19 protein-coding genes are annotated in these 20,503 nt (G+C 31.6%); 18 read left to right on the forward strand and 1 reads right to left on the reverse strand.

Translation table 11 applies throughout. From position 1 onward, the window contains the following. Positions 1–142: 142 nt before the first annotated feature. The 4 genes from KQ51_RS04475 to KQ51_RS04490 are packed head-to-tail and all read left to right on the forward strand — an operon-like array spanning position 143 to position 6,025. On the forward strand, positions 143–3,070 hold the full coding sequence (locus KQ51_RS04475; RefSeq protein ID WP_038469422.1) for a GNAT family N-acetyltransferase: 2,928 nt from the start codon (positions 143–145) through the stop codon (positions 3,068–3,070). Between the two features lies 1 nt (position 3,071). Further along, entirely contained in the window at positions 3,072–3,881 is an 810-nt protein-coding gene (locus KQ51_RS04480; protein ID WP_038469425.1) for an amidohydrolase family protein, read from the forward strand. Positions 3,882–3,902: 21 nt separating this feature from the next. After that, complete coding sequence (gene abc-f / locus KQ51_RS04485; protein ID WP_038469428.1) at positions 3,903–5,753, forward strand: ribosomal protection-like ABC-F family protein; 1,851 nt, start codon at positions 3,903–3,905, stop codon at positions 5,751–5,753. Continuing rightward, positions 5,753–6,025, forward strand: coding sequence for a GtrA family protein (locus KQ51_RS04490; RefSeq protein ID WP_232958017.1), 273 nt, complete (start codon positions 5,753–5,755; stop codon positions 6,023–6,025). The genes abc-f and KQ51_RS04490 overlap by 1 nt, the downstream gene beginning before the upstream one ends. 174 nt (positions 6,026–6,199) lie before the next feature. Here KQ51_RS04490 and KQ51_RS04495 read toward each other — a convergent pair whose 3' ends face one another. Beyond that, entirely contained in the window at positions 6,200–8,041 is a 1,842-nt protein-coding gene (locus tag KQ51_RS04495) for a hypothetical protein (RefSeq protein ID WP_038469431.1), read from the reverse strand. Positions 8,042–8,123: 82 nt separating this feature from the next. Here KQ51_RS04495 and KQ51_RS04500 point away from each other — a divergent pair, with 82 nt between their 5' ends. The 14 genes from KQ51_RS04500 (at position 8,124) to KQ51_RS04565 (ending at position 20,502) form a co-directional block, all read left to right on the forward strand. Further along, positions 8,124–8,738 (forward strand): Pr6Pr family membrane protein, encoded by a 615-nt coding sequence (locus KQ51_RS04500; protein WP_038469434.1) that lies wholly within the window; start codon positions 8,124–8,126, stop codon positions 8,736–8,738. 192 nt (positions 8,739–8,930) lie between these two features. Next, complete coding sequence (locus tag KQ51_RS04505; RefSeq protein ID WP_038469437.1) at positions 8,931–9,581, forward strand: hypothetical protein; 651 nt, start codon at positions 8,931–8,933, stop codon at positions 9,579–9,581. An 11-nt stretch (positions 9,582–9,592) separates the two neighbouring features. Further along, complete coding sequence (locus KQ51_RS04510) at positions 9,593–9,823, forward strand: 4Fe-4S dicluster domain-containing protein (RefSeq protein WP_038469440.1); 231 nt, start codon at positions 9,593–9,595, stop codon at positions 9,821–9,823. Next, positions 9,823–10,890 carry a 3-methyl-2-oxobutanoate dehydrogenase subunit VorB gene (locus KQ51_RS04515; RefSeq protein WP_038469444.1) on the forward strand — a complete coding sequence of 356 codons (1,068 nt, stop codon included), beginning with the start codon at positions 9,823–9,825 and terminating at the stop codon, positions 10,888–10,890. Before KQ51_RS04510 ends, KQ51_RS04515 begins: the two co-directional genes overlap by 1 nt. Further along, entirely contained in the window at positions 10,890–11,651 is a 762-nt protein-coding gene (locus tag KQ51_RS04520) for a thiamine pyrophosphate-dependent enzyme (RefSeq protein WP_038469446.1), read from the forward strand. The genes KQ51_RS04515 and KQ51_RS04520 overlap by 1 nt, the downstream gene beginning before the upstream one ends. Then, a complete protein-coding gene (locus KQ51_RS04525) occupies positions 11,651–12,193 on the forward strand; it encodes a 2-oxoacid:acceptor oxidoreductase family protein (RefSeq protein WP_038469450.1) in 543 nt (180 codons plus the stop codon). Before KQ51_RS04520 ends, KQ51_RS04525 begins: the two co-directional genes overlap by 1 nt. A gap of 12 nt (positions 12,194–12,205) precedes the next feature. Further along, positions 12,206–13,105, forward strand: coding sequence for a phosphate acyltransferase (locus tag KQ51_RS04530; RefSeq protein ID WP_038469453.1), 900 nt, complete (start codon positions 12,206–12,208; stop codon positions 13,103–13,105). Beyond that, positions 13,102–14,163, forward strand: a complete 1,062-nt coding sequence (gene buk, locus KQ51_RS04535) for a butyrate kinase (RefSeq protein WP_052609193.1) — start codon at positions 13,102–13,104, stop codon at positions 14,161–14,163. The genes KQ51_RS04530 and buk overlap by 4 nt, the downstream gene beginning before the upstream one ends. Before the next feature lie 118 nt (positions 14,164–14,281). Beyond that, positions 14,282–14,785 carry a 3'-5' exonuclease gene (locus KQ51_RS04540; protein ID WP_052609195.1) on the forward strand — a complete coding sequence of 168 codons (504 nt, stop codon included), beginning with the start codon at positions 14,282–14,284 and terminating at the stop codon, positions 14,783–14,785. Positions 14,786–14,824: 39 nt separating this feature from the next. Next, entirely contained in the window at positions 14,825–15,196 is a 372-nt protein-coding gene (locus KQ51_RS04545; protein ID WP_038469456.1) for a hypothetical protein, read from the forward strand. A 103-nt stretch (positions 15,197–15,299) separates the two neighbouring features. Further along, on the forward strand, positions 15,300–15,839 hold the full coding sequence (gene hpf / locus KQ51_RS04550; protein ID WP_038469459.1) for a ribosome hibernation-promoting factor, HPF/YfiA family: 540 nt from the start codon (positions 15,300–15,302) through the stop codon (positions 15,837–15,839). Positions 15,840–15,970: 131 nt separating this feature from the next. Continuing rightward, on the forward strand, positions 15,971–18,469 hold the full coding sequence (gene secA / locus KQ51_RS04555) for a preprotein translocase subunit SecA (protein ID WP_038469462.1): 2,499 nt from the start codon (positions 15,971–15,973) through the stop codon (positions 18,467–18,469). Positions 18,470–18,520: 51 nt separating this feature from the next. Further along, positions 18,521–19,621, forward strand: coding sequence for a peptide chain release factor 2 (prfB, locus tag KQ51_RS04560; protein WP_038469465.1), 1,101 nt, complete (start codon positions 18,521–18,523; stop codon positions 19,619–19,621). Next, a complete protein-coding gene (locus tag KQ51_RS04565; protein ID WP_038469468.1) occupies positions 19,621–20,502 on the forward strand; it encodes a YitT family protein in 882 nt (293 codons plus the stop codon). The genes prfB and KQ51_RS04565 overlap by 1 nt, the downstream gene beginning before the upstream one ends. The last annotated feature ends 1 nt before the right edge of the window (position 20,503 follow it).

The raw sequence follows: 20,503 nt of genomic DNA on the forward strand, positions 1-20,503 counted from the left end.
AAGAGTCTTAATTTCACAAAAGTAGACTAATGACACCAAACGGTGTCTTTTTCTATTACTTTGGATTTCAAACAAATAGTGAAATAATCATAATAATATGATAAAATTTAAAGTGAGAAATATATGAAAAGAGGATACTATCATGAAAATAATTGAATACAGAGATTCATATGCACAACAAGTTGCAGATATGTGGAACAAGAGTAGTTCTAATTGGGGAGACGACCAAACAATACAAACTGCTGAGGATGTAATTCGTTCTGAGACCACATCAGGTAACATAAAACTATACCTAGCAATGGACAACGATATTATCGTTGGTTATTGCAGTTTTTCCTTATACCAACACGATGAAGGAGCTTCATACTTACCCTTGTTAAATGTAATTCCTGAGTACCACGGTAAAAAAGTTGGAAAAGCATTAATATTACAAGTAATAGAGGATGCAAAAAAATCAAACTGGTCAAGATTTGATTTATTTACTTGGAGTGGAAACATCAAAGCTATGCCTCTATATAAAAAATGTGGTTTCTTTTGGGAGAAACTAAATAGGGATGTACATCTTATGAACTTCATTCCTTACCTATATCAAACAGATGCAATAAATGAATATATGGATAAGATAGACTGCTATAATGATAGTAAAAGAATTATCGATATGGAACAAGATGGAATTGAAAAAAATGGGTTTGAGTATTATCGCTATGACTATGTTAATAACGATGTTTCACTTTCATGTGAGTTTGAAAAAACAGGTCGTGGAATGAGATACTTAGACACACCTGAATATACAATCGAGATGACAGTAGAAAATCATGAAGTAGTATATAATTGCAACTACAAGGTTGATTTCGTGGTAAGCAATAAAACAGATAAGCCTTTAGCTATTAAAATCAAAGGAAATAACAATAAAAACATAGAGTTTTCTATGGATGAAGATGTCAAAGTAATTGATAATATTGAGTTTAATGGTCAGTTCAATGTTGTACCTACTGACAAAGAACAAGATAAGAGTAGAACACATCCAGTTGTTGAAGCAAATATTTACATAAATGGTAAACATGTATTATTTAAAACTGGAGTTGAAACAAAAGAACCAGTAAACCTTAGACTTCGTGTTTTAGACTACACTCACGTTTTAAATAAACAGTATTCAGCTTATTTGGATATTGAAAACAATCTAGATACAGAAGAGGAATTCACAATAAACCTTCCTTCTAACTTTGTTGAGTTTGATAAGAACAATAAGATTGTATTAAAACCAAAAGAAAAGAGATCAATAACTATTAAGTACACATTAAGTGAGTTTGGGTTCTATAAAGAAAAAGCAGAAGTAACTTACTCGAACTACAAATTGAATAAGATTGTTTATTCAATATTTAAAGGGGCCATGAGTAGCTTTATTGGCTCAGCTGAGTATCTTTATTATATGGTTAGTGGTAACTTCGTGACTATTTTAAACACAAAAAGCAATAATTTAGCTATGATCAATTCATTTCATGAGAACAATATTAGTGCATTAATGGCACCATCGTTAGGGAAACCTTATAGTTTAGAATTTGCGACAGCTAAACCTGAAGTCAAAATTATTTCTGATAATGAAGTTAAAGTAATATATAGTTCGAATGATTTCAAAGGAATTCAATTAATAATCAATATCAAACATACATTTGGAATCTTAGAAACATACTATGAAATAATTAATGAAGGTGAAGATAGAGAACTATCTCTATCAATTCCGGTATGGTATAGAATGAAAGACAATGTAGTACCTTATAATAATAAACTGTTATCTGTAAAAGGAATAGTTGAAGCTGATTTAGGTAATTTAGATTCAATAAAAATTGATGAGAATTGGTTATTCAATGCAAAAGCTAGATATGGTTTATGTTGGGACAACTCAATCGAAATGAAACTGAGTGATTGGAAACTAAAATTTGATATCGCTGATATCAAAATTGAAAAAAACTCATCATTTATTACACCGAAAATCTATAGTTCATTTGTCCATAAGGATGTTAAGGACTTTAGAGCATTTGCTGGAAATGTCACGAAAAAGAGAACTAATAGTTTCCTCGAACTAGATATAAATAATGGGAACCCATTTGCTAGTGACAATGTTGAAATCAAAGTGATAAATAATAAAAAAGCACCTTTAGAAGGAACTTTTACAGTCGATTCAAAGGAAACCAATATCCAAGAGAGTATTCATGCTACTCCTGGAAGTAAAGAGATCATCGTTGATATAAAAGAGAAATCTGTATTATTTAAACGATTGGTATTTGAGAAACAAGGAGCAACTAAGCAAACTATTGAAGACGATTCTTTAGTTATTAATAACGGCTTGCTAACATTTAAAGCATCGAAAGATTATGCCGATTCGATTTATAGTTTGATCTTCAATGATAATGAATGGTTAGATTCGAACTATCCTACCCCAAAAGAAAGAGCTTGGTGGGGTGATTTTGTCGGAGGATTAACAACTAGAGTAAGTGGAATTCAAGACAATAGCTCTTTAAAAGAAACAAGAGAAGTTGAGTTTGTCTCTCTCAAAGACAACTTTGAAAATGAGTGGCAAGGTATCAAAGTATCTTTAATGATTGAAAACGATCCTGATTATAAAGGGTTAGTTGTAGAAACATACACAATGACATTGCCAGGAGTACCTGTTGTACATTCATTTGCCAACATAATAAATAAAACTGGTAAGTTAATTGAAAACAAAGAGTTTAGTAAGTATAACGTCCTGAAAATTGATGATAAAAAAGAACAGGCTACTATAAAACAAGGGAATACTTCATACAAACTTAATCAGGTTGAATTATCTTTGATTGCCGATAAATTAGTTCTTTATAGCAGTTCAAGAGAGTATAAATTTGGAGTATATAACAAAGATAATACACTTCTAGCAGATACACAGAAAAAGTACAATATCCTGTTTTCTGAAAAGAACATGACAATTCCAGACAATGAATCTAAGCAACAAGCAGGAGACTTCATAATCTTTACTAAAGAAGACTTAACCAAAGAAGCTCTTATAGATCTAGAAAACATAAAATTTGAGGTGTAACATGAAGATAATCGATGCACATATTCATTTCTCAAACATTAAGTCATTTAAAGAAATTTGCTCTAAATCAAGAGTTGATTATTCTTTAGAAGGATTTAACAACGAGTTTGAAGATTATATAGCTATTGGGATGGGAGTCACAGAAAACAAAGGTATATTCCCAGACGATACTAGTATAAATCCAATGACACTTGATTTAGATGTTAATCCAAACAACCTATATACTTGTCTAGGTTTTAATCCTAATCAAGATATAAATATTGATGAATTTGAAAAGCAGATTACTGAAAAAGTTGTTGGTCTTAAAATATATGCTGGATACTATCATTATCATGTGCATGATAATGTTTATAAGCCATTACTAGACATCGCAAGAAAACATAACCTCCCTGTTGTTATTCATTCAGGAGATACATTCAGTCAAAAAGGATTACTCAAATACTCTCATCCACTAGAAGTAGATGAATTAGCTGTTATGAATCCTGATATAAACTTCATGATAGCTCATTTCGGTGATCCATGGATTATGACAGCAGCTGAGGTCGCAGCTAAAAATGCTAACGTTTATATCGATCTTAGTGGACTAATTGTTGGTGACTTTCATCAAGTAGAACGATTTAGAAAACAAGAATTTGTATCTCACATAACAAGAGGTTTAGTCTATCTAGATAACTATAAAAAAATATTATACGGTTCAGATTGGCCTTTAGTAGATACTAGAAGCTACATTAAATTCATAAAAGAACTAATACCAAAAGAACATCAAGAAGATGTCTTTTATAATAATGCAAAGAACTTATTCAAAATATAATAACACCAAGAGGTGAACAACATGATAGAAGTAAATATCAATAATATATCTAAAACCTTTGGTGCTGATTTAATCTTTGAAAACATTAGTTTTGATATCAAAACTAATGAGAGAATTGGACTAATTGGACCAAATGGTAGTGGAAAGACAACGTTAATAAAAATGTTATATGGAGTTGAAAACATAAATTCCGGTAGTGTTTCTTTTCGTAAAGGATCCAAACTAGGGTATCTAGATCAAATTCCTGATTATGAAGATAATGTTTCAGTTCTAGAAATCTTAGAAATGTCTTTTGAAGAAACATATAAAATAAAGAAAATAATGGACGAACTATCCCATTCGTTTGGTGACCTGAGTCCCAACGAACTTGACAAAGCACTAAAAGAATATTCTCGTCTTACTGAAATCTACGAACATATGGACGGATATAACACCGATACTAAAATAAACAAAGTTTGTGCTGGTTTAAGAATTAATGATGTTATGAGAAACTCTACATTTAATACCTTATCGGGTGGTGAAAAAACTAGGGTTACTCTTGCTAAAATACTATTAGAAGAACCAAGTGTCTTAATGTTAGATGAGCCATCTAACCATTTAGACTTAGAATCTATCGAATGGTTAGAAACGTATCTTAACAGTTATAAGGGTAGTGTTCTAATTGTTTCTCATGATAGATACTTTTTAGATAATGTCTGTAAGAAAATAGTTGAACTTTCAACATACAAAGCTCATATATTCCATGGTAATTACAGTTACTATGTGATTGAAAAAGAAAGAAGATTCTTACTAGAGTTAAAAGTCTATTTATCTCAACAAAGAAAAATAAACCGTATGGAAGAACAAATCAAAAGATACCGTATTTGGGGAGTTATGCGCGATAGCGACAAAATGTTTAAAAGAGCTAAGGAATTAGAAAAAAGACTAGCTAAAATTGAACGCTTAGATAAACCAAAATATGACAATGATAAAATGAAACTAAGGAATGCTGATACTTCAAGAAGTGGTAAAAGAGTGCTTGAAGCATTGAACATAAATAAGGCATTTGGAGATTTAGAATTATTAAGAAATGCTACTCTTGAGATGTTTTATAAAGACCGTTTAGCTATTCTTGGGAATAATGGTACAGGAAAAACAACTCTACTACGAATGCTTTTAGAAGACTTTCCCAAAGAAGATAACGACTTCAAGTGGGGCACAAAACTAAACATTGGTTATCTTGCTCAAGAAGTGAATTTTGAGAATGATGATCAGACAATTCTTGATTACTTCATGAATACACATAGTGTAAATCAAGGTGTAGCTCGTAGAGAACTTGCCAAAGGTTTATTCATTAGAGATGATGTTCTCAAGAAAATAAGAGTATTAAGTGGTGGAGAAAAATCAAAACTTAAACTCTGTTCATTAACTTTTAATCAGACGAACTTCTTAATCTTAGATGAACCTACAAACCATCTTGATATTGATAGTAGAGAAGTATTAGAAGAAATGTTAGAAGAGTTTACTGGAACAATTCTATTTATCTCACACGATAGATACTTCATTAAGAAGATAGCTACTAAAATTGGTGAGATAGAGAATAGACAAATTACATACTATGATGGTGATTATGAGTATTTCCGTTTTATGAAGAAGGATCAGGCAATTCAAACAGTAAAAAAAGAAAAGAAGCAACGAGTTAAATCACCTAAGAAAGAAAAAGAAGTAGATTACTATAAAGAACTAGAATCAATTGAAAGCAAAATTAATGATATAAATCATAAAATGAATGAATTTGGCAATGATTTAGATAAACTACAAGAACTGCATAATGAGAAAGAGATACTTGAGAATGAGTATAACAACATGTTTTCAATAATGGAGGACAACTAATGGAAAATAAGAATGAAAATACTGAACATATGGTTAAGTTCTTTTTCTTTTCTGTTTCTGCAGGATTGATTCAAATTCTATCGTTCACTATACTTCACGAATTATTCAATCTTATATATTGGCCATCTTATTTAGTTGCTTTAATACTTTCTGTATTATGGAACTTCACATTAAATCGAAAGTTTACCTTTAAAAGCGCAGCCAATGTACCAATTGCTATGATGAAAGTAACGGTATTCTACGCAATATTTACACCCCTTTCACTATGGTAGGGAGATTCATTAACAGACATAGGATGGAATTATTATATCGTTCTATTTGGAACAATGATTACTAACTTTGTAACTGAATTTATCTATACAAAATATTTTGTATATCACAATCAAATAAATACGGCATTAGAAGAAAAATAAAGAAAAGCACAATTCGTGATGAATTGTGCTTTTTTAGTAGTCTATTGGTATTTTGATACTAGTGATAATATCTTTATCTTTGATAAGAAGTACACTATAACCTTCAATGTTATAACTGCAAAGAATCTTGTGCTCATTAATAATGGTTCCTTCTTCATCTATTTCAAAAAGTAAACTATTTCTCCAGGTATAGTTATGAGCTTCCATATCTTCATAAGAACCAGTAAAGAATGTATTGTCGTTATAGATGAATATCAGTCCATAAGGTATTATGTCGTTATAATCACTAGTCTCGATTTTATTAAATACTTTGATTAAATCACCATTAGGTGAAATTAAATCAAATGCACCATTATAAATCGCGAAACCTAGATCTATTAAATCAAATGCTTTAGTATCTGGATAAGTAACAATTATATTACCGTCAACAACCACTTCAATAGTATATATTTGTAAGTACTCTCTTTCCCATATTATGTTTAAGTCTCTATCATATCTCACAAGACCATAGTTTGCAGAGCATATGTATCCACCGTCATCAGTCACAATCATTAATCTACAAAGTAGTTCTTGTGTCTCTATTATTTTTCCTTCTGTAGAGACTTTAACTAAACTTTCTTCCCACGAGTTAGATATATAAATAATATCATCGTTGATTTCTACAAAAGAATACTTTCCTTCGAATTCAAGATTCCAAATCTCTTTTTCATCTTTATCTATTCTAGATAGAAATGTTGTTGCATCATCTATATAGTATAGAATTTGGTCTTCGGTATTGTATATTGGATATTTCTTAACAAATATTTCAGTAGTATTTTCTGGTGTATATTCATAATAAGGAGTAAAAGTACCATCATACTCGAGCTTAGCATAGTTATTACCTGAAAGTGTTCCAAAAGTAAACACTATATAATCACTTGTAGATATTACTAGTGATTCGTAGTTGAAATCAAGATTGTAAGTTCCTCTACTTCTAAATTCAAAGTCTAACAATTCTATACTTTTATAATCTTCAAATAATACAATTCGGTTATTTGTAAATGCTAGTTCTTTATTCGTCATATCAATGTCAGGTGATAAATCTTCACCATCAGAGTTATAAAACTTAGTTACCAATCCCTTTGAATCATCGGTATAATACATATATAACATACCATTTAATGCCTGTTGATAAGTAACCTCATCATTAGATTCAATTGATATTATTTCGGTTCCATATATATCAATTATTTTGAATATGTACTTATCCTCGATGGTTTTGTAAGAAATAGCATAATTATCATTATTTAATTCTTCGATCTTCATTCCGTATCTAGCTGTGATAGTGTAAAAAACTTCACGATAATTCTCATATATTCTAGAAATTGTATATAAATAGTTTCTAGAGTAAGAGTGATCAACAATTATATGATCTCTTTCAACTGTAATAAATCCATTCTCGACTTTTGAAACGAAAATAGGATTCTTATATTGATATGTAATAACACCGTCACTTGTTAGGAAACCGTAACTACTTTCACCAGAGCCCTCAATTATTCTGACAGTTATATTATCCTTGTATCTGCTGATACGAGCACCTAATCTAAAAGGACCGATAGTCCATAATACTTCATCATCATTGATTCCAGCAATATTATTGCTGCCATCTTCAGCTATATACAAAACCACGAATATACCTTCATGAAGTATAATATCTTCTATTTCATAACTATTAAAGAAAGTAGATATTTCATCACTTACTTGATTATCCTCGAAAATAACACTTGGTTCAATAAAGGCATTCTCAGAAATGGTGATATTTTTTTTGAATAATTCACAGCCCAATAAAAAAAACGACATTATTGTAATCAATAATATGCAAAATATCCTTTTCATATAACCACCTCCTAATATAATTATAATATAGTTCAGTATTATTGTCTATTTATTGTGTGCTATAATTAAGAAGGTGATTATTATGAAAAAATATTATAGATTACTAATTGTTTTAGTCGGGACAATAGGCATCTTAAGTCTTGTGTTTGATGATGCATTTATTGTTAACCCTGAACATCCTATGATGTCTCTAAGGCTATTTAAATATTTTACAGTACTATCAAATTTACTAGCTGTAATATATTTTTGGTTAATATTCAGTTTAAGAGTTGATGAGAAATCACGAAAATGGAAAAATCTAGTAGGTGGTGTTATGATATACACCACAATAACATTTTTAGTATTCTCAATCTTCTTAGAAGGTCTTTACATAGAGAAGAACTTAGCCTTAGTAGGTAGTCTATGTTTACACTATATTAATCCTATAATTATAATAGGTTATGTGATAACATATCGAAATGACTTTGACTTTAAGTTTAGCGATTCATATACATGGATTATATTTCCTGTTATTTATTTGATTTTTCTAGTTATTATTGGGACTATCACAGGAGATTTCTTATATCCGTTTTTTCAAGTGAGTGAAATTGGAATTTTAGGATTAATGATAAGTATTATTGGCTTAATTGGACTATTCTTCCTGTTGTCATTTGGAGTAGTGAAAATTCTTTCAAAAAAATATGATGTATTTTCATAGTTTTCAGAAAAATTAACGGCCTATTATGGCCGTTTTCAATTTATAGAAAAAATCACATTATTTCTGGTGAGTTTGTTGATTATGGTGTTTTTATTTGATATAATACAACTGGTTAAAAACGCTTTCATTTTGAAGCGTAATGAGGAGGTAGAGATTCCTAATGGTGTTTGTTAGGAATTTTCGTATGAAATTATGAAACGAATTACAATTATTGCAGGTCATTACGGAAGTGGGAAAAGCGAGATAAGTGTTAACTTAGCACTAAATCACAAATTAGATTACATTGTTGATTTAGATATTATCAATCCTTACTTTAGAAGCAGAGCATTAAATGATGTTTTTGAAGCAAACAATATACGATTAGTTGAATCTACAATTAGAGGTAAGCTAAATAGTGACATGCCATATGTTTCAGGAGAAGCGGCAGTCCCGTTTGTTCAAACAGGTGTTACTGCGATTTATGACTTAGGTGGAACTGAAAACGGTGGTAGAGTTTTAATCCAGTTTGTGGATAGAATTAAAGATATTGAAAATATTGATTTATTATATGTTGTAAATATATTTAGACCAGAAACAGCAAACAAAGATTTAATTGTTAATGCTATTGGAAAGTTAGAAGGAGAATCACAGTTGAAAGTAACTGGATTAATTAATAATACTAACTTAATGCATTTAACAACGTTAGAAGAGGTTTTACAGGGTGAAGAAGTCTTGAAAGAGGTTAGTAAAGAACTTAATTTACCTATCAAATACACTGTAGTAGAAGAAAATCACACATTTGATCATATTTTTGAAGGTGAACTTCTTATACTAGAAAGACTAGTCGCTAAAAGATGGCTATAGGAGGAATATAAATGGCAAAAGGTTATATTATTATTGATGTAGATGAATGTAAGGGATGTAACTTATGTACCTCATACTGTCCAGTTAGTATTTTAAAACTGGATGACACAAAAACAAACAAAAGAGGGTACACTCCACTTATGGTAACTGAACCTGAGAAATGTATTGCTTGTGCTTTTTGTGCAACAATGTGTCCTGATTCAGTTATTACAGTAGAAAGATATATTAAGGAGGCTAAATAATGGCAAAAGTACTAATGAAGGGTAACGAAGCTATGGCATTAGCTGCTATCAAAGCAGGTTGCGAAGCTTTTTATGGTTATCCTATTACTCCGCAAAATGAATTGCCTGAATACATGAGTAAACATATGCAAGCTAATGGGCGTGTATTTGTTCAAAGTGAATCAGAAGTAGCTGCTATTAACATGGTTTATGGTGCTGCTGGAGCAGGAGCAAGAGTTTTAACAAGTTCTAGTAGTCCGGGTATTGCTTTAAAACAAGAAGGAATTACTTACATCGCTGGTGCAGAATTACCTGCAGTTATTATTAACGTTATGCGCGGTGGACCAGGTTTAGGTGGAATTCAACCTTCACAAGGTGATTATAAGCAAATCACACGTGGTGGAGGAAACGGAGATTACTACTTATATAGTTTAGCTCCAGAAAGTTTACAAGAAGCAGTAGACTTAATTAAAGAATCATTCGATATCGCAGATTACTATCGTAATCCTGTTATGATTGCAGTCGATGGTTTAATTGGACAAATGATGGAACCTGTCGATTTTGAAAATGAAGTTCCAAAATGGGACTTAGAAGAAAAAACTTGGGCAGCAGATGGAAATAGAAAAAACGGAAGACCAAAAAATATAATTAATAGTTTATATTTGGATCCTTTAGTTTTAGAACAACACAATTATAAATTAAAAGCAAAGTATGATGACATGAAGAAAAATCATCAAAGATATGAAATGATCAACATGGAAAATGCTGAAATTGCAATTGTTGCATTCGGTTCTACATCTCGTATTGCTAGAACTTCAATTGAACTTTTAGCTGAAAAAGGTATTAACTGTGGGATTATTAGACCTATCACAATTTACCCATTCCCGACTAATGCATTCAAAGAAATACCTAAAACAGTAAAAGAGTTATTAGTAGTGGAAATGAATACTGGTCAAATGGTTGATGATGTAAGATTAGCAGACGAATTTAAACACCCAATTCACTTCTACGGACGCGTTGGTGGAGTTGTTCCAGAAGCAGAAGAAATTGCGGAACAAGTTATGAAAATTGTTGGAGGTGAAAAATAATGCCAGAAAGCAAAACTGTATATAAAAAATCAGAAGGATTATCAAATATTAGAACAACATATTGTCCTGGATGTACACATGGTATTATTCATAAATTAGTAGCAGAATGTTTAGTTGATCTAGACGTTTTAGATAGAACAATCGGAATTAGTAGTGTTGGATGTAGTGCTTTAAACTACGATTTCTTTAGTTGTGACATGCAACAAGCGGCTCACGGTAGAGCTCCAGCAGTGGCAACTGGTATTAAAAGAGTTAGACCTAATTCGATTATATTTACATATCAAGGTGACGGAGACTTAGCAAGTATTGGTATTGCAGAAGCAATCCATGCAGCACACCGTGGTGAAAACATCACAATCGTATTCGTAAATAACGCAATTTACGGTATGACAGGTGGACAAATGGCCCCTACAACTTTAATTGGACAAAAAACAACAACATCACAAGATGGTAGAGATGCAGCAACAACTGGATTACCACTTAGAATAAGTGAAATGATGGCTACTATCCCTGGTGCAACATATATTGAACGTGTTAGTGTACACGATCCAAAACACGTTAACAGAGCAAAAAAAGCTCTTAAAAAAGCATTTCAAATTCAAAAAGATAACAAGGGATTCACATTAATTGAATTTATCTCAACATGTCCTGTAAACTGGGGAATGACTCCAAAAGACGCAGTTGATTGGGCAGTAGATAATATGATTCCTTATTATCCTCTAGGAGTATTTAAAGATAAAACTGTAGAGGAGGAAAAATAATGATTAATGAAAAAGTAATTATTGCCGGATTCGGTGGACAAGGTGTTATGCTAATGGGACAATTATTATCTTTTTGCGCAACAGCAAAAGATATAAATACATTATGGTTCCCTTCATACGGACCAGAAACACGCGGTGGTACTGCTAATTGTTCTGTAACCATATCTGAGGAATATGTAAACAGTCCAGTAATTAGCACCCCAGATAGTACGATTATTATGAACAAACCATCATTACAAAAATTTATGCCTAAACTGAAAAAAGGTGGTAACTTATTTGTTAACACAAACTTAGTTAAAGGTTTAGAATACCGTGACGATGTAAAAGTATACGAAGTCCCAATCAATGATTTGGCGCGAAAAATCGGTAACTTAAAAGTATCTAATATGATTATGTTAGGTGCGTATCTAGAAGTAACTGGATTATTTACAGATGAAGAAGTAATTAGCATTATGAGAAAGAAATTTACAGGAAGTAAAGCGAAATTAATTGATATCAATAAAATCGCTTTAGAGACAGGAAGACAAGCTGTTAAAAAGTAAGGAGTGAATTACATGTTTCGTAATTTCACACAAGTAGTTGATTACGCTAGAAAACTAGAGACAAAGGATCTAATCGTTGCAAGTCCAGAAGATACTACCATCTTAATAGCTATTAATGATGCGTATCAAATGAACTTAATTAGACCTGTTTTAGTTGGCGACAAGAAGAAAATTCTTGATCAACTTATGGAACTAGGGATAAGTAAAAGAGGATATGAGATATACAACGCAGTTGATCCAAAAGACGCTGCTTTAATGAGTGTAAAACTAGTAAGTAAACATGAGAACTCGATATTGATGAAAGGATTATTACAAACAAGAACATTACTTCATGAAGTCCTAGATGAAGATCATGGTTTATATACCGGTTCTTTCTTGTCACATATCGGAGTTTTAGAGATACCAAATTATCACAAATTATTATTTATTAGTGATGCTATCTTAAACGTTTTACCAAACGAAGAAGAAAAGATTAAAATCATTGATAATACATATAATTTCGTGAAAAGTTTAGGTATATATAAACCAAAAATTGCTCTTGTTAGTGCGATTGAAACAGTTGATGAAGAAGTACCATCAACTGTTGAATCGAGAAATATTGTTTTGGCACTAAGAGATCAAGAGAAATTCTATATTGGTGGACCAATGAGTATAGATATCGCAGTAAGTCACGAATCAGCAGAGACAAAAGGTATTCAACATGTTGTTGCTGGTGACGCAGATGTCTTAATATTTCCTAACATAGAAGCTGGAAATACATTTTATAAATCAACAACTTTCTTTGGAAATTCTAATGTAGCTGGTTTAATCTTAGGTGCTAAGAACCCAATAGTATTAACAAGTAGATCGGATTCATACCGCAGTAAACTGTATTCGATTGCTTTAGCCGTGGTCAGCACCGATATAACATGATTAATCTAACAATTAATCCTGGTAGTACATCAACAAAAATAGCGGTATTTGATGATGATAAACTACTAAAGAATGAGACGATTAGACACTCAGCTAAAAAACTTAAAAAGTTTGAAGACATTTATGCACAATTGTCGTTCAGAAAAAAAGTTATCCTTGAGTTCTTAAAAAAGGAAAAAATAAAATTATCAAGTATTGACGGGTTTATTGGTCGTGGTGGATTAATGAAACCAGTTAAATCTGGAATCTATCAAGTAACTGATAAAATGGTGGAAGATTTATCAAGTGGTAAATATGGCAATCACGCAAGTAATTTAGGCGGTTTAATTGCTAAGGAACTTGCAGATGAAATTAATAAAAAAGCATATATTGCTGATCCTGTTGTAGTTGATGAAATGAGTAGTGTCGCAAAAATAAGTGGACTTAATGGAATTAATAGAAGACCATTATGGCATGCATTAAATCAAAAAGCAGTAGCTCGTAAATATGCAAATAACCAAGGTAAAAAATATGAACATTTGAATTTAATAGTTGCCCACTTAGGTGGAGGAATTAGTGTTGGTCTTCATAAAAGAGGAAGAGTAACTGATGTTAACAATGCCTTAAACGGTGATGGTCCATTCTCACCAGAAAGAACGGGTGGTTTACCTGTTGCTGGTGTATATGAATTAGCATTTAGTGGTCAGTATAGTTTAGACCAAATAAAAAAACTAAATCATGGATTTGGTGGCTTAGTTTCATATTTGAATACCAATGATGCTGAAAAGGTAAGCGAAATGATTAGTGAAGGTCATGTTATTGCTAAAAGAGTAATGAAGGCTATGGTATATCAAATTGCCAAAGAGATTGGTGGTTTATATGCTGTAACAAGAAATAACTTAGATGCAATCATCATAACTGGTGGACTTGCCTATAATCAGGATGTAATACAACCTCTCTTAGAGTATCTAAATCATCTAGGAGAAATAGTTGTCTATCCTGGAGAAGATGAACTAGAAGCATTAAACTTCAATTTATGTGAACTACAAAGAGGTATTTTAGAACTTAAGACATATTAAAAGGTGAGAATTTCTCACCTTTTCTTTATAATTAGATATAATAAATACTTATATATTAAACTAGAAAAATATTTATATAAAGGCATAACTATGGTAAAATTTAGATGAGGTGATTACTTTGAAATATGTAGTTTTCGACATTGAAACCACAGGGTTAGATACTAATAATGATCGAATTATCGAAATTGGAGCAGTTAAAGTAGAAAATGGAGTTGTTATTGAAGAATTTGATAAACTTATTAATCCAGGATTTCCTATTCCTCCTTATATTTCTGACATTAATCATATTTATGATGATATGGTAGAGGGTGCGGATTATCCCGGAGTAGTACTAACTAGGTTCTATAACTTCATTAAAGATGTAGACTATTTAGTAGGACATAATGCGAAGAGATTTGATTATCCATTTTTGGAAAGTGAGTTCGTTCGTAACTTTATAAAGTTTGATAAACTACAAGTTAAAGATACAGTATGGGTAGCTAGGAGTAAGGTTAAAGGATTGCGAAGCTATTCGTTGGCGGCACTGTGCCGTGTATTCAATATTACTAATAAAGATGCACATCGTGCTTTAAGTGATGTTTATGCAACACATGAGCTATATTTAGAACTCTTAAAAAGATAAAAAACCACCTCATTAGTATAATTCTAATGAGGTGGTTTTTTGTTTTGCAAATTATGTGGTGAACATCTGTATAAAAATATAACATTTAGGAACATATTTAAGTCTAATTATTACATTCATGAAGAATGTGAGAATTTATTAAACAAAAATAGCGAATATACGACTTTTCCACTGTTGGAAAAACTTGTGTTTTTGGATTATCTTTTTGAAGAAAAATATGAAGAATCGGACAGTGATTTTTTGTTCTTGAAATATGGTCAATATTTGATTGAAAGGATGAATGTAAACAAAGACTGGTCAGTGGTCATGTTTGTGGAAAATGAAATTGATTCAGAAACAATGATGCTAATCATAAATTTGGCTGAAAAAGCTATACTTCTAATCTCGGTTTTTAATGAGAACATAATGTAAGAACAATGAAAAGCTATAACTTATTTACATTAGTGTTTTTGTAAGAGAATATTGTAATTGTGTTATAATTAGGTATAAACAAAGAAAAAAGGGAGTTGATATAATGAATGTACAAGTTCGTGGAAAAAATGGATTTGAAGTAACAAAAGCTATTGAAACCTATACGGTTAACAAGCTTGAGAAGCTAGAACGCTACTTTAAAGAAGACTTAGATGCGTTCGTGGTGTGTAAAATCTATAAAGATCATCACAAAGTAGAAGTTACAATTCCTACGAGGTACTATACAATGCGTGCAGAGGTTGGTAATCCTGATATGTACGCTGCTATCGATTTAACAATTGATAAATTAGAATCCCAAGTAAGAAAGCATAAAGTAAAAATTACAAGAAGTCTTCAAAAACGTGATGGTGTAAGTAATATGTTTGTTGAAGATCTTGATTTAGAGGCTTTAGAAACTGAATTAGTAGCTAGTCCTGTAAGAAGGAAAGCTATAAAATTAGACGCTATGAGCATTGAAGAAGCAATTACAGCTCTTGAAATGCTAGGACATGATTTTTATATTTTTAAAAATGAAGAAACTAAACATGTAAACGTAGCTTACCTAAGAAATGACGGTAAATACGGAGTTATAGAAACAGAGTAATTAAAATACGCTTCGGCGTATTTTTTTTGTTTTCATAAAAATCTCACATATTTATTATAAATTATATTTATAATTAAAATATTGGCAGTAAATGTGATATGATATTTATGACTAAAAAGAGGTGATATTAAATGCTAAAACGATTATTTGATGTCAGTCGAAAAGAGCTAAAACGCTTAGAACTTGTTGCAAATAAAGTGTTTGCACTTGAAGATGAATTTAAAGCACTGACAGACGCAGAATTACAGAATAAAACAATTGAATTTAAAGAACGTGTTAAAAACGGAGAAACATTAGAAAACTTAATGACTGAGGCATATGCGACAGTTAAGGAAGCTTCTACACGTGTTCTTCATATGACACCATTTAAAGTCCAAGTAATGGGAGCTACAACTATCCATGAAGGTAACATAGCAGAGATGAAAACTGGGGAAGGTAAAACACTAACAAGTGTTATGCCTGCCTATTTAAATGCTCTATCTGGTGAAGGTGTTCATATCGTAACAGTAAATGAGTACTTAGCTGGACGTGAGGCTGAAGGTGAAATTGGAGATTTATTCCGTTGGTTAGGATTAACTGTTGGTTACAACAGAAGAGAATTATCTAAGGATGAAAAAAGAGATGTATATAACTGTGATATCCTTTATTCAACAAACAATGAATTAGGGTTTGATTATTTAAGAGATCATATGGTTATCTATAAAGAACAAATGGTTCAAAGACCGTTAAACTACGCTATTATCGATGAAATTGATAGTATCTTGATTGATGAAGCAAGAACACCATTAATTATTTCTGGTGGTTCTAAAAATACTTCAAATCTTTATTTACAAGCACAAGCATTTTCTCGTAATTTAGGTGAAGAAGATTATGAAGTAGATATTAAAACAAAATCAGTTAACTTATCAGAAGAAGGTATTGCTCGTGCTGAAAGATATTTCAGCCTAGAAAATCTTTATGATTTGTCACATGTTGGTATCTTACATAGTATTAATAACGCTATTAAGGCAAATTTTACTATGGACAGAGATGTTGATTACGTAGTTCAAGAAAACAAAGTAATTATCGTTGATGGATTCACAGGACGTTTAATGCATGGACGTCAATTTAGTGAAGGATTACACCAAGCTTTAGAAGCTAAAGAAGGTGTTGAAATCAAAAAGGAAACATCAACATTAGCAACAATTACATTCCAAAACTTCTTTAGAATGTACACTAAGCTTGCTGGTATGACTGGTACAGCTAAGACAGAGGAAGAAGAATTTAGAAATATTTACAATATGTTAGTAATTGAAATCCCGACAAATATGCCAATAGTTCGTGATGATGCAAATGATTTAATATTTGCAACAATGAAAGCTAAATATAACGCAATAGCAGATGAAATTAAGGTTCGTAATGCTAAGGGGCAACCAATCTTAGTCGGTACAATCTCAATTGAAACATCAGAATTACTAAGTAAATTATTAAAAAGACGTGGTGTTAGACATGATGTATTAAATGCCAAACAACATGAAAGAGAAGCTGACATAGTCGAAAATGCCGGACAAAAATTCTCAGTTACAATCGCAACCAATATGGCTGGTCGTGGGACAGATATTAAACTTGGTGAAGGTGTTGTTGCATTAGGTGGATTAGCTGTACTAGGAACAGAACGTCATGAATCAAGACGTATTGACAACCAGTTACGTGGTCGTTCAGGACGACAAGGAGACCCAGGTTTCTCACGCTTCTTCTTAAGTGCTGAAGATGATTTACTAAGAAGATTCGGTGGCGATACATTTAAAACTAGATTAGAGTTACTAACTCGTACAAGAGGTAGTAGTGATGAATCACCAATTGATATGAGATTCTTTAGCCGTGTTGTAGAAAGAGCTCAAAAACAAATTGAAGGTAACAACTTCGACCGTCGTAAAACAGTACTTCAATATGATGAAGTTAATCGACGTCAAAGAGAAGTAATATACGCTCAAAGAAGAGATATTCTCTTCAAAGATGATATCAAAGATATTGGGATGGGAATGGTAGAAAGAAGTATCGATAAAATCATTTCTAACTATGTAAATCAAGAATCAAAAGAGCAATTAGTTAAAGAAACTGAATTATATAAAATACTACAAGGACGTTATTTCGCACCAAATGTAATATCACGTTCTAAATTAAAAGATACAAAGGAAAATGTTTATAGCTACTTAATGGAAATTATCAATGAAGATATAGCTAAAAAGGAATCTAAATTTATCGATGGTAAATTTAATGAATTTTTAAAAGCAGTTATCCTACGAGTCGTTGATACATATTGGGTTCAACATATCGATCAAATGAGTGAATTACGCCAAGGAATTGGTCTTCAACAATATGCTCAAATGAATCCATTACGTGAATACCAAGATACTGGATTTAGTATGTTTAATGATATGATTGGTTCAATAGATGATGATGTAACTAGATACATCTTAAGAGCACAAATAAGAGATAATATGCAACGTATCCAAGTTGCTAAACCAACTCATACATCAAGTGGAAAAGAAGAAACAAAACGTAAACCACGTACTTCTTCAAAAGTAGGACGTAATGATCCATGTCCTTGTGGTAGTGGTAAGAAATATAAAAACTGCCACGGTAGATAAAAAAATAATAAAACTCAAGACTATTCTTGAGTTTTTGCAATAGGTGATATTATGCAACTTAGTGAAATTAAGCAAAAATTTCATATTTCCTCTCAGTACCATCAAGAAATCATGTCAATGATTGATTATGATACTCTTAAACGGGAAACTAACGCCCTTGATCAAGAAACTTACGATCAGGATTTTTGGAATGATAGTCAAAAAGCAAACAAAGTCATAAAAGAATTAAAGTCATTAAAAAATAAAATTGAAAAGATTGATAACTTTGTTTCATTATTTGAAGAATTAGAGATTTTATTTGATTTTATCAAATCTGGAGAAGATATGGCGGATGATTTTGCTTCTACATTTTCAACCTATGAATCAACATTCCATTCACTAAGTGTTGAGTTATTGTTAACAGATTCGAACGACAAATTGAATGCAATCCTTGAAATACATCCTGGAGCTGGTGGTACAGAATCGCAAGATTGGGCCGACATGCTTTATCGAATGTATAAAAGACATAGTGAAATAAATCACTACGAATTAGAGTTGTTAGATTATTTAGCCGGAGATGAGGCTGGCATCAAAAGTGTTACTTTCAGTATGAAGGGGCCAAATGCTTTTGGTTATCTAAAAGCAGAACACGGTGTTCACAGACTAGTAAGAATAAGTCCTTTTGATAGTAGTGGAAGACGTCACACATCATTTGCAAGTGTCACTGTAATCCCAGAAATCGATGATTCTATCGATGTAGAACTTAATGAAAAAGAACTGAAAATTGATACTTATAGAAGTAGTGGAGCAGGTGGACAAAGCGTTAATACAACTGATAGTGCTGTCCGAGTAACTCATTTACCTACTAACACAGTAGTAACTGTACAAAACGAACGTTCACAAATTAAAAATAGAGAAACAGCATTAAAAATCTTAAAAGGGAAATTATATATGATTGAACTTGAAAAGAAAACAGCTGAAATATCTAGTTATCGAGCTAAAGACCAAAATAGCTTTGGTTCACAAATAAGAAGTTACGTTATGCATCCATATTCAATGGTTAAAGATCACAGAACATCTTTTGAATCAGGTAATGTTACAAAAGTATTAGATGGTGATCTAGACGGGTTTATTAATACATACTTAAAACAAGTAGCGAAAGGAGAATTATAATGTTTAACCGTACAAGAATTCGACAAATATCAAAACCTGAGCAATACATTATGATTTCCTTGGGAATTGTCTTAATGGTTTCTGGTTTCTATTTCTTCTTAATACCTGCCGAAATAGTAGCAGGTGGAGTTACTGGTTTAGGACTAGTTCTAAACACATTATTTGATTTTCCAATAGCTATTACAGTACTTATTTTCAATATGTTTTTATTGATTCTAGGACTAGTAATATTAGGAAAAAAAATATTTTTTAGAAGTATTTACGGAAGTTTACTCTTTCCAGCAGTACTATATCTATTTGAAAGATTCGTTCCGTTATTTGATTTACAAAATGATTTGTTCATTTCCGTAATTTTTGGTGGAACTTTGCTAGGAATCGGGTTTGGAGTTGTCTTGAAATATGGTGGGACAAGTGGTGGAACTGATATACCAGTTAAAATATTAAATAAGAAATTCAACATTCCAGTCTCATTTAGTATTTATCTAATTGATGGGATAATCGTCGCATTAGGTATTGTTGCTTTCTTTGATACAAATGGAATATTAGGGGGATTATATGCCTTAATCTCTATTTATATAAGTGGCCGTGTTGCCGATGTTGTGATTGTCGGAAGCAACAGTAAAAAAGCAATGCAAATTATTACTGATTTTCCTGAAGAAATTAAAAATGCGATATATAGTGCGATCACTCGAGGTGTTACTGAAGTTAGTATTAAAGGTGGTTATACTAAAGATAAAAAAACAATGCTTGTGACTGTTATTACAAGACAAGAATATTACATCATAAGAAATATCATCGCTAAAATTGATGAGAATGCCTTCGTATATGTAACACCAGCAACAGAAATACACGGCGATTTCTTTGAAAGAGAGAGTGAATAAC

The organism is Candidatus Izimaplasma bacterium HR1 (assembly GCA_000755705.1).
Taxonomy (GTDB): domain Bacteria; phylum Bacillota_I; class Bacilli_A; order Izemoplasmatales; family Izemoplasmataceae; genus Xianfuyuplasma.

Coding starts and splice junctions, on each gene's coding strand:
- KQ51_RS04475 (WP_038469422.1), top strand. CDS start 143: ATGAAAATAATTGAATACAGAGATTCATATGCACAACAAGTTGCAGAT.
- KQ51_RS04480 (WP_038469425.1), top strand. CDS start 3,072: ATGAAGATAATCGATGCACATATTCATTTCTCAAACATTAAGTCATTT.
- abc-f (WP_038469428.1), top strand. CDS start 3,903: ATGATAGAAGTAAATATCAATAATATATCTAAAACCTTTGGTGCTGAT.
- KQ51_RS04490 (WP_232958017.1), top strand. CDS start 5,753: ATGGAAAATAAGAATGAAAATACTGAACATATGGTTAAGTTCTTTTTC.
- KQ51_RS04495 (WP_038469431.1), bottom strand. CDS start 8,041: ATGAAAAGGATATTTTGCATATTATTGATTACAATAATGTCGTTTTTT.
- KQ51_RS04500 (WP_038469434.1), top strand. CDS start 8,124: ATGAAAAAATATTATAGATTACTAATTGTTTTAGTCGGGACAATAGGC.
- KQ51_RS04505 (WP_038469437.1), top strand. CDS start 8,931: ATGAAACGAATTACAATTATTGCAGGTCATTACGGAAGTGGGAAAAGC.
- KQ51_RS04510 (WP_038469440.1), top strand. CDS start 9,593: ATGGCAAAAGGTTATATTATTATTGATGTAGATGAATGTAAGGGATGT.
- KQ51_RS04515 (WP_038469444.1), top strand. CDS start 9,823: ATGGCAAAAGTACTAATGAAGGGTAACGAAGCTATGGCATTAGCTGCT.
- KQ51_RS04520 (WP_038469446.1), top strand. CDS start 10,890: ATGCCAGAAAGCAAAACTGTATATAAAAAATCAGAAGGATTATCAAAT.
- KQ51_RS04525 (WP_038469450.1), top strand. CDS start 11,651: ATGATTAATGAAAAAGTAATTATTGCCGGATTCGGTGGACAAGGTGTT.
- KQ51_RS04530 (WP_038469453.1), top strand. CDS start 12,206: ATGTTTCGTAATTTCACACAAGTAGTTGATTACGCTAGAAAACTAGAG.
- buk (WP_052609193.1), top strand. CDS start 13,102: ATGATTAATCTAACAATTAATCCTGGTAGTACATCAACAAAAATAGCG.
- hpf (WP_038469459.1), top strand. CDS start 15,300: ATGAATGTACAAGTTCGTGGAAAAAATGGATTTGAAGTAACAAAAGCT.
- secA (WP_038469462.1), top strand. CDS start 15,971: ATGCTAAAACGATTATTTGATGTCAGTCGAAAAGAGCTAAAACGCTTA.
- prfB (WP_038469465.1), top strand. CDS start 18,521: ATGCAACTTAGTGAAATTAAGCAAAAATTTCATATTTCCTCTCAGTAC.
- KQ51_RS04565 (WP_038469468.1), top strand. CDS start 19,621: ATGTTTAACCGTACAAGAATTCGACAAATATCAAAACCTGAGCAATAC.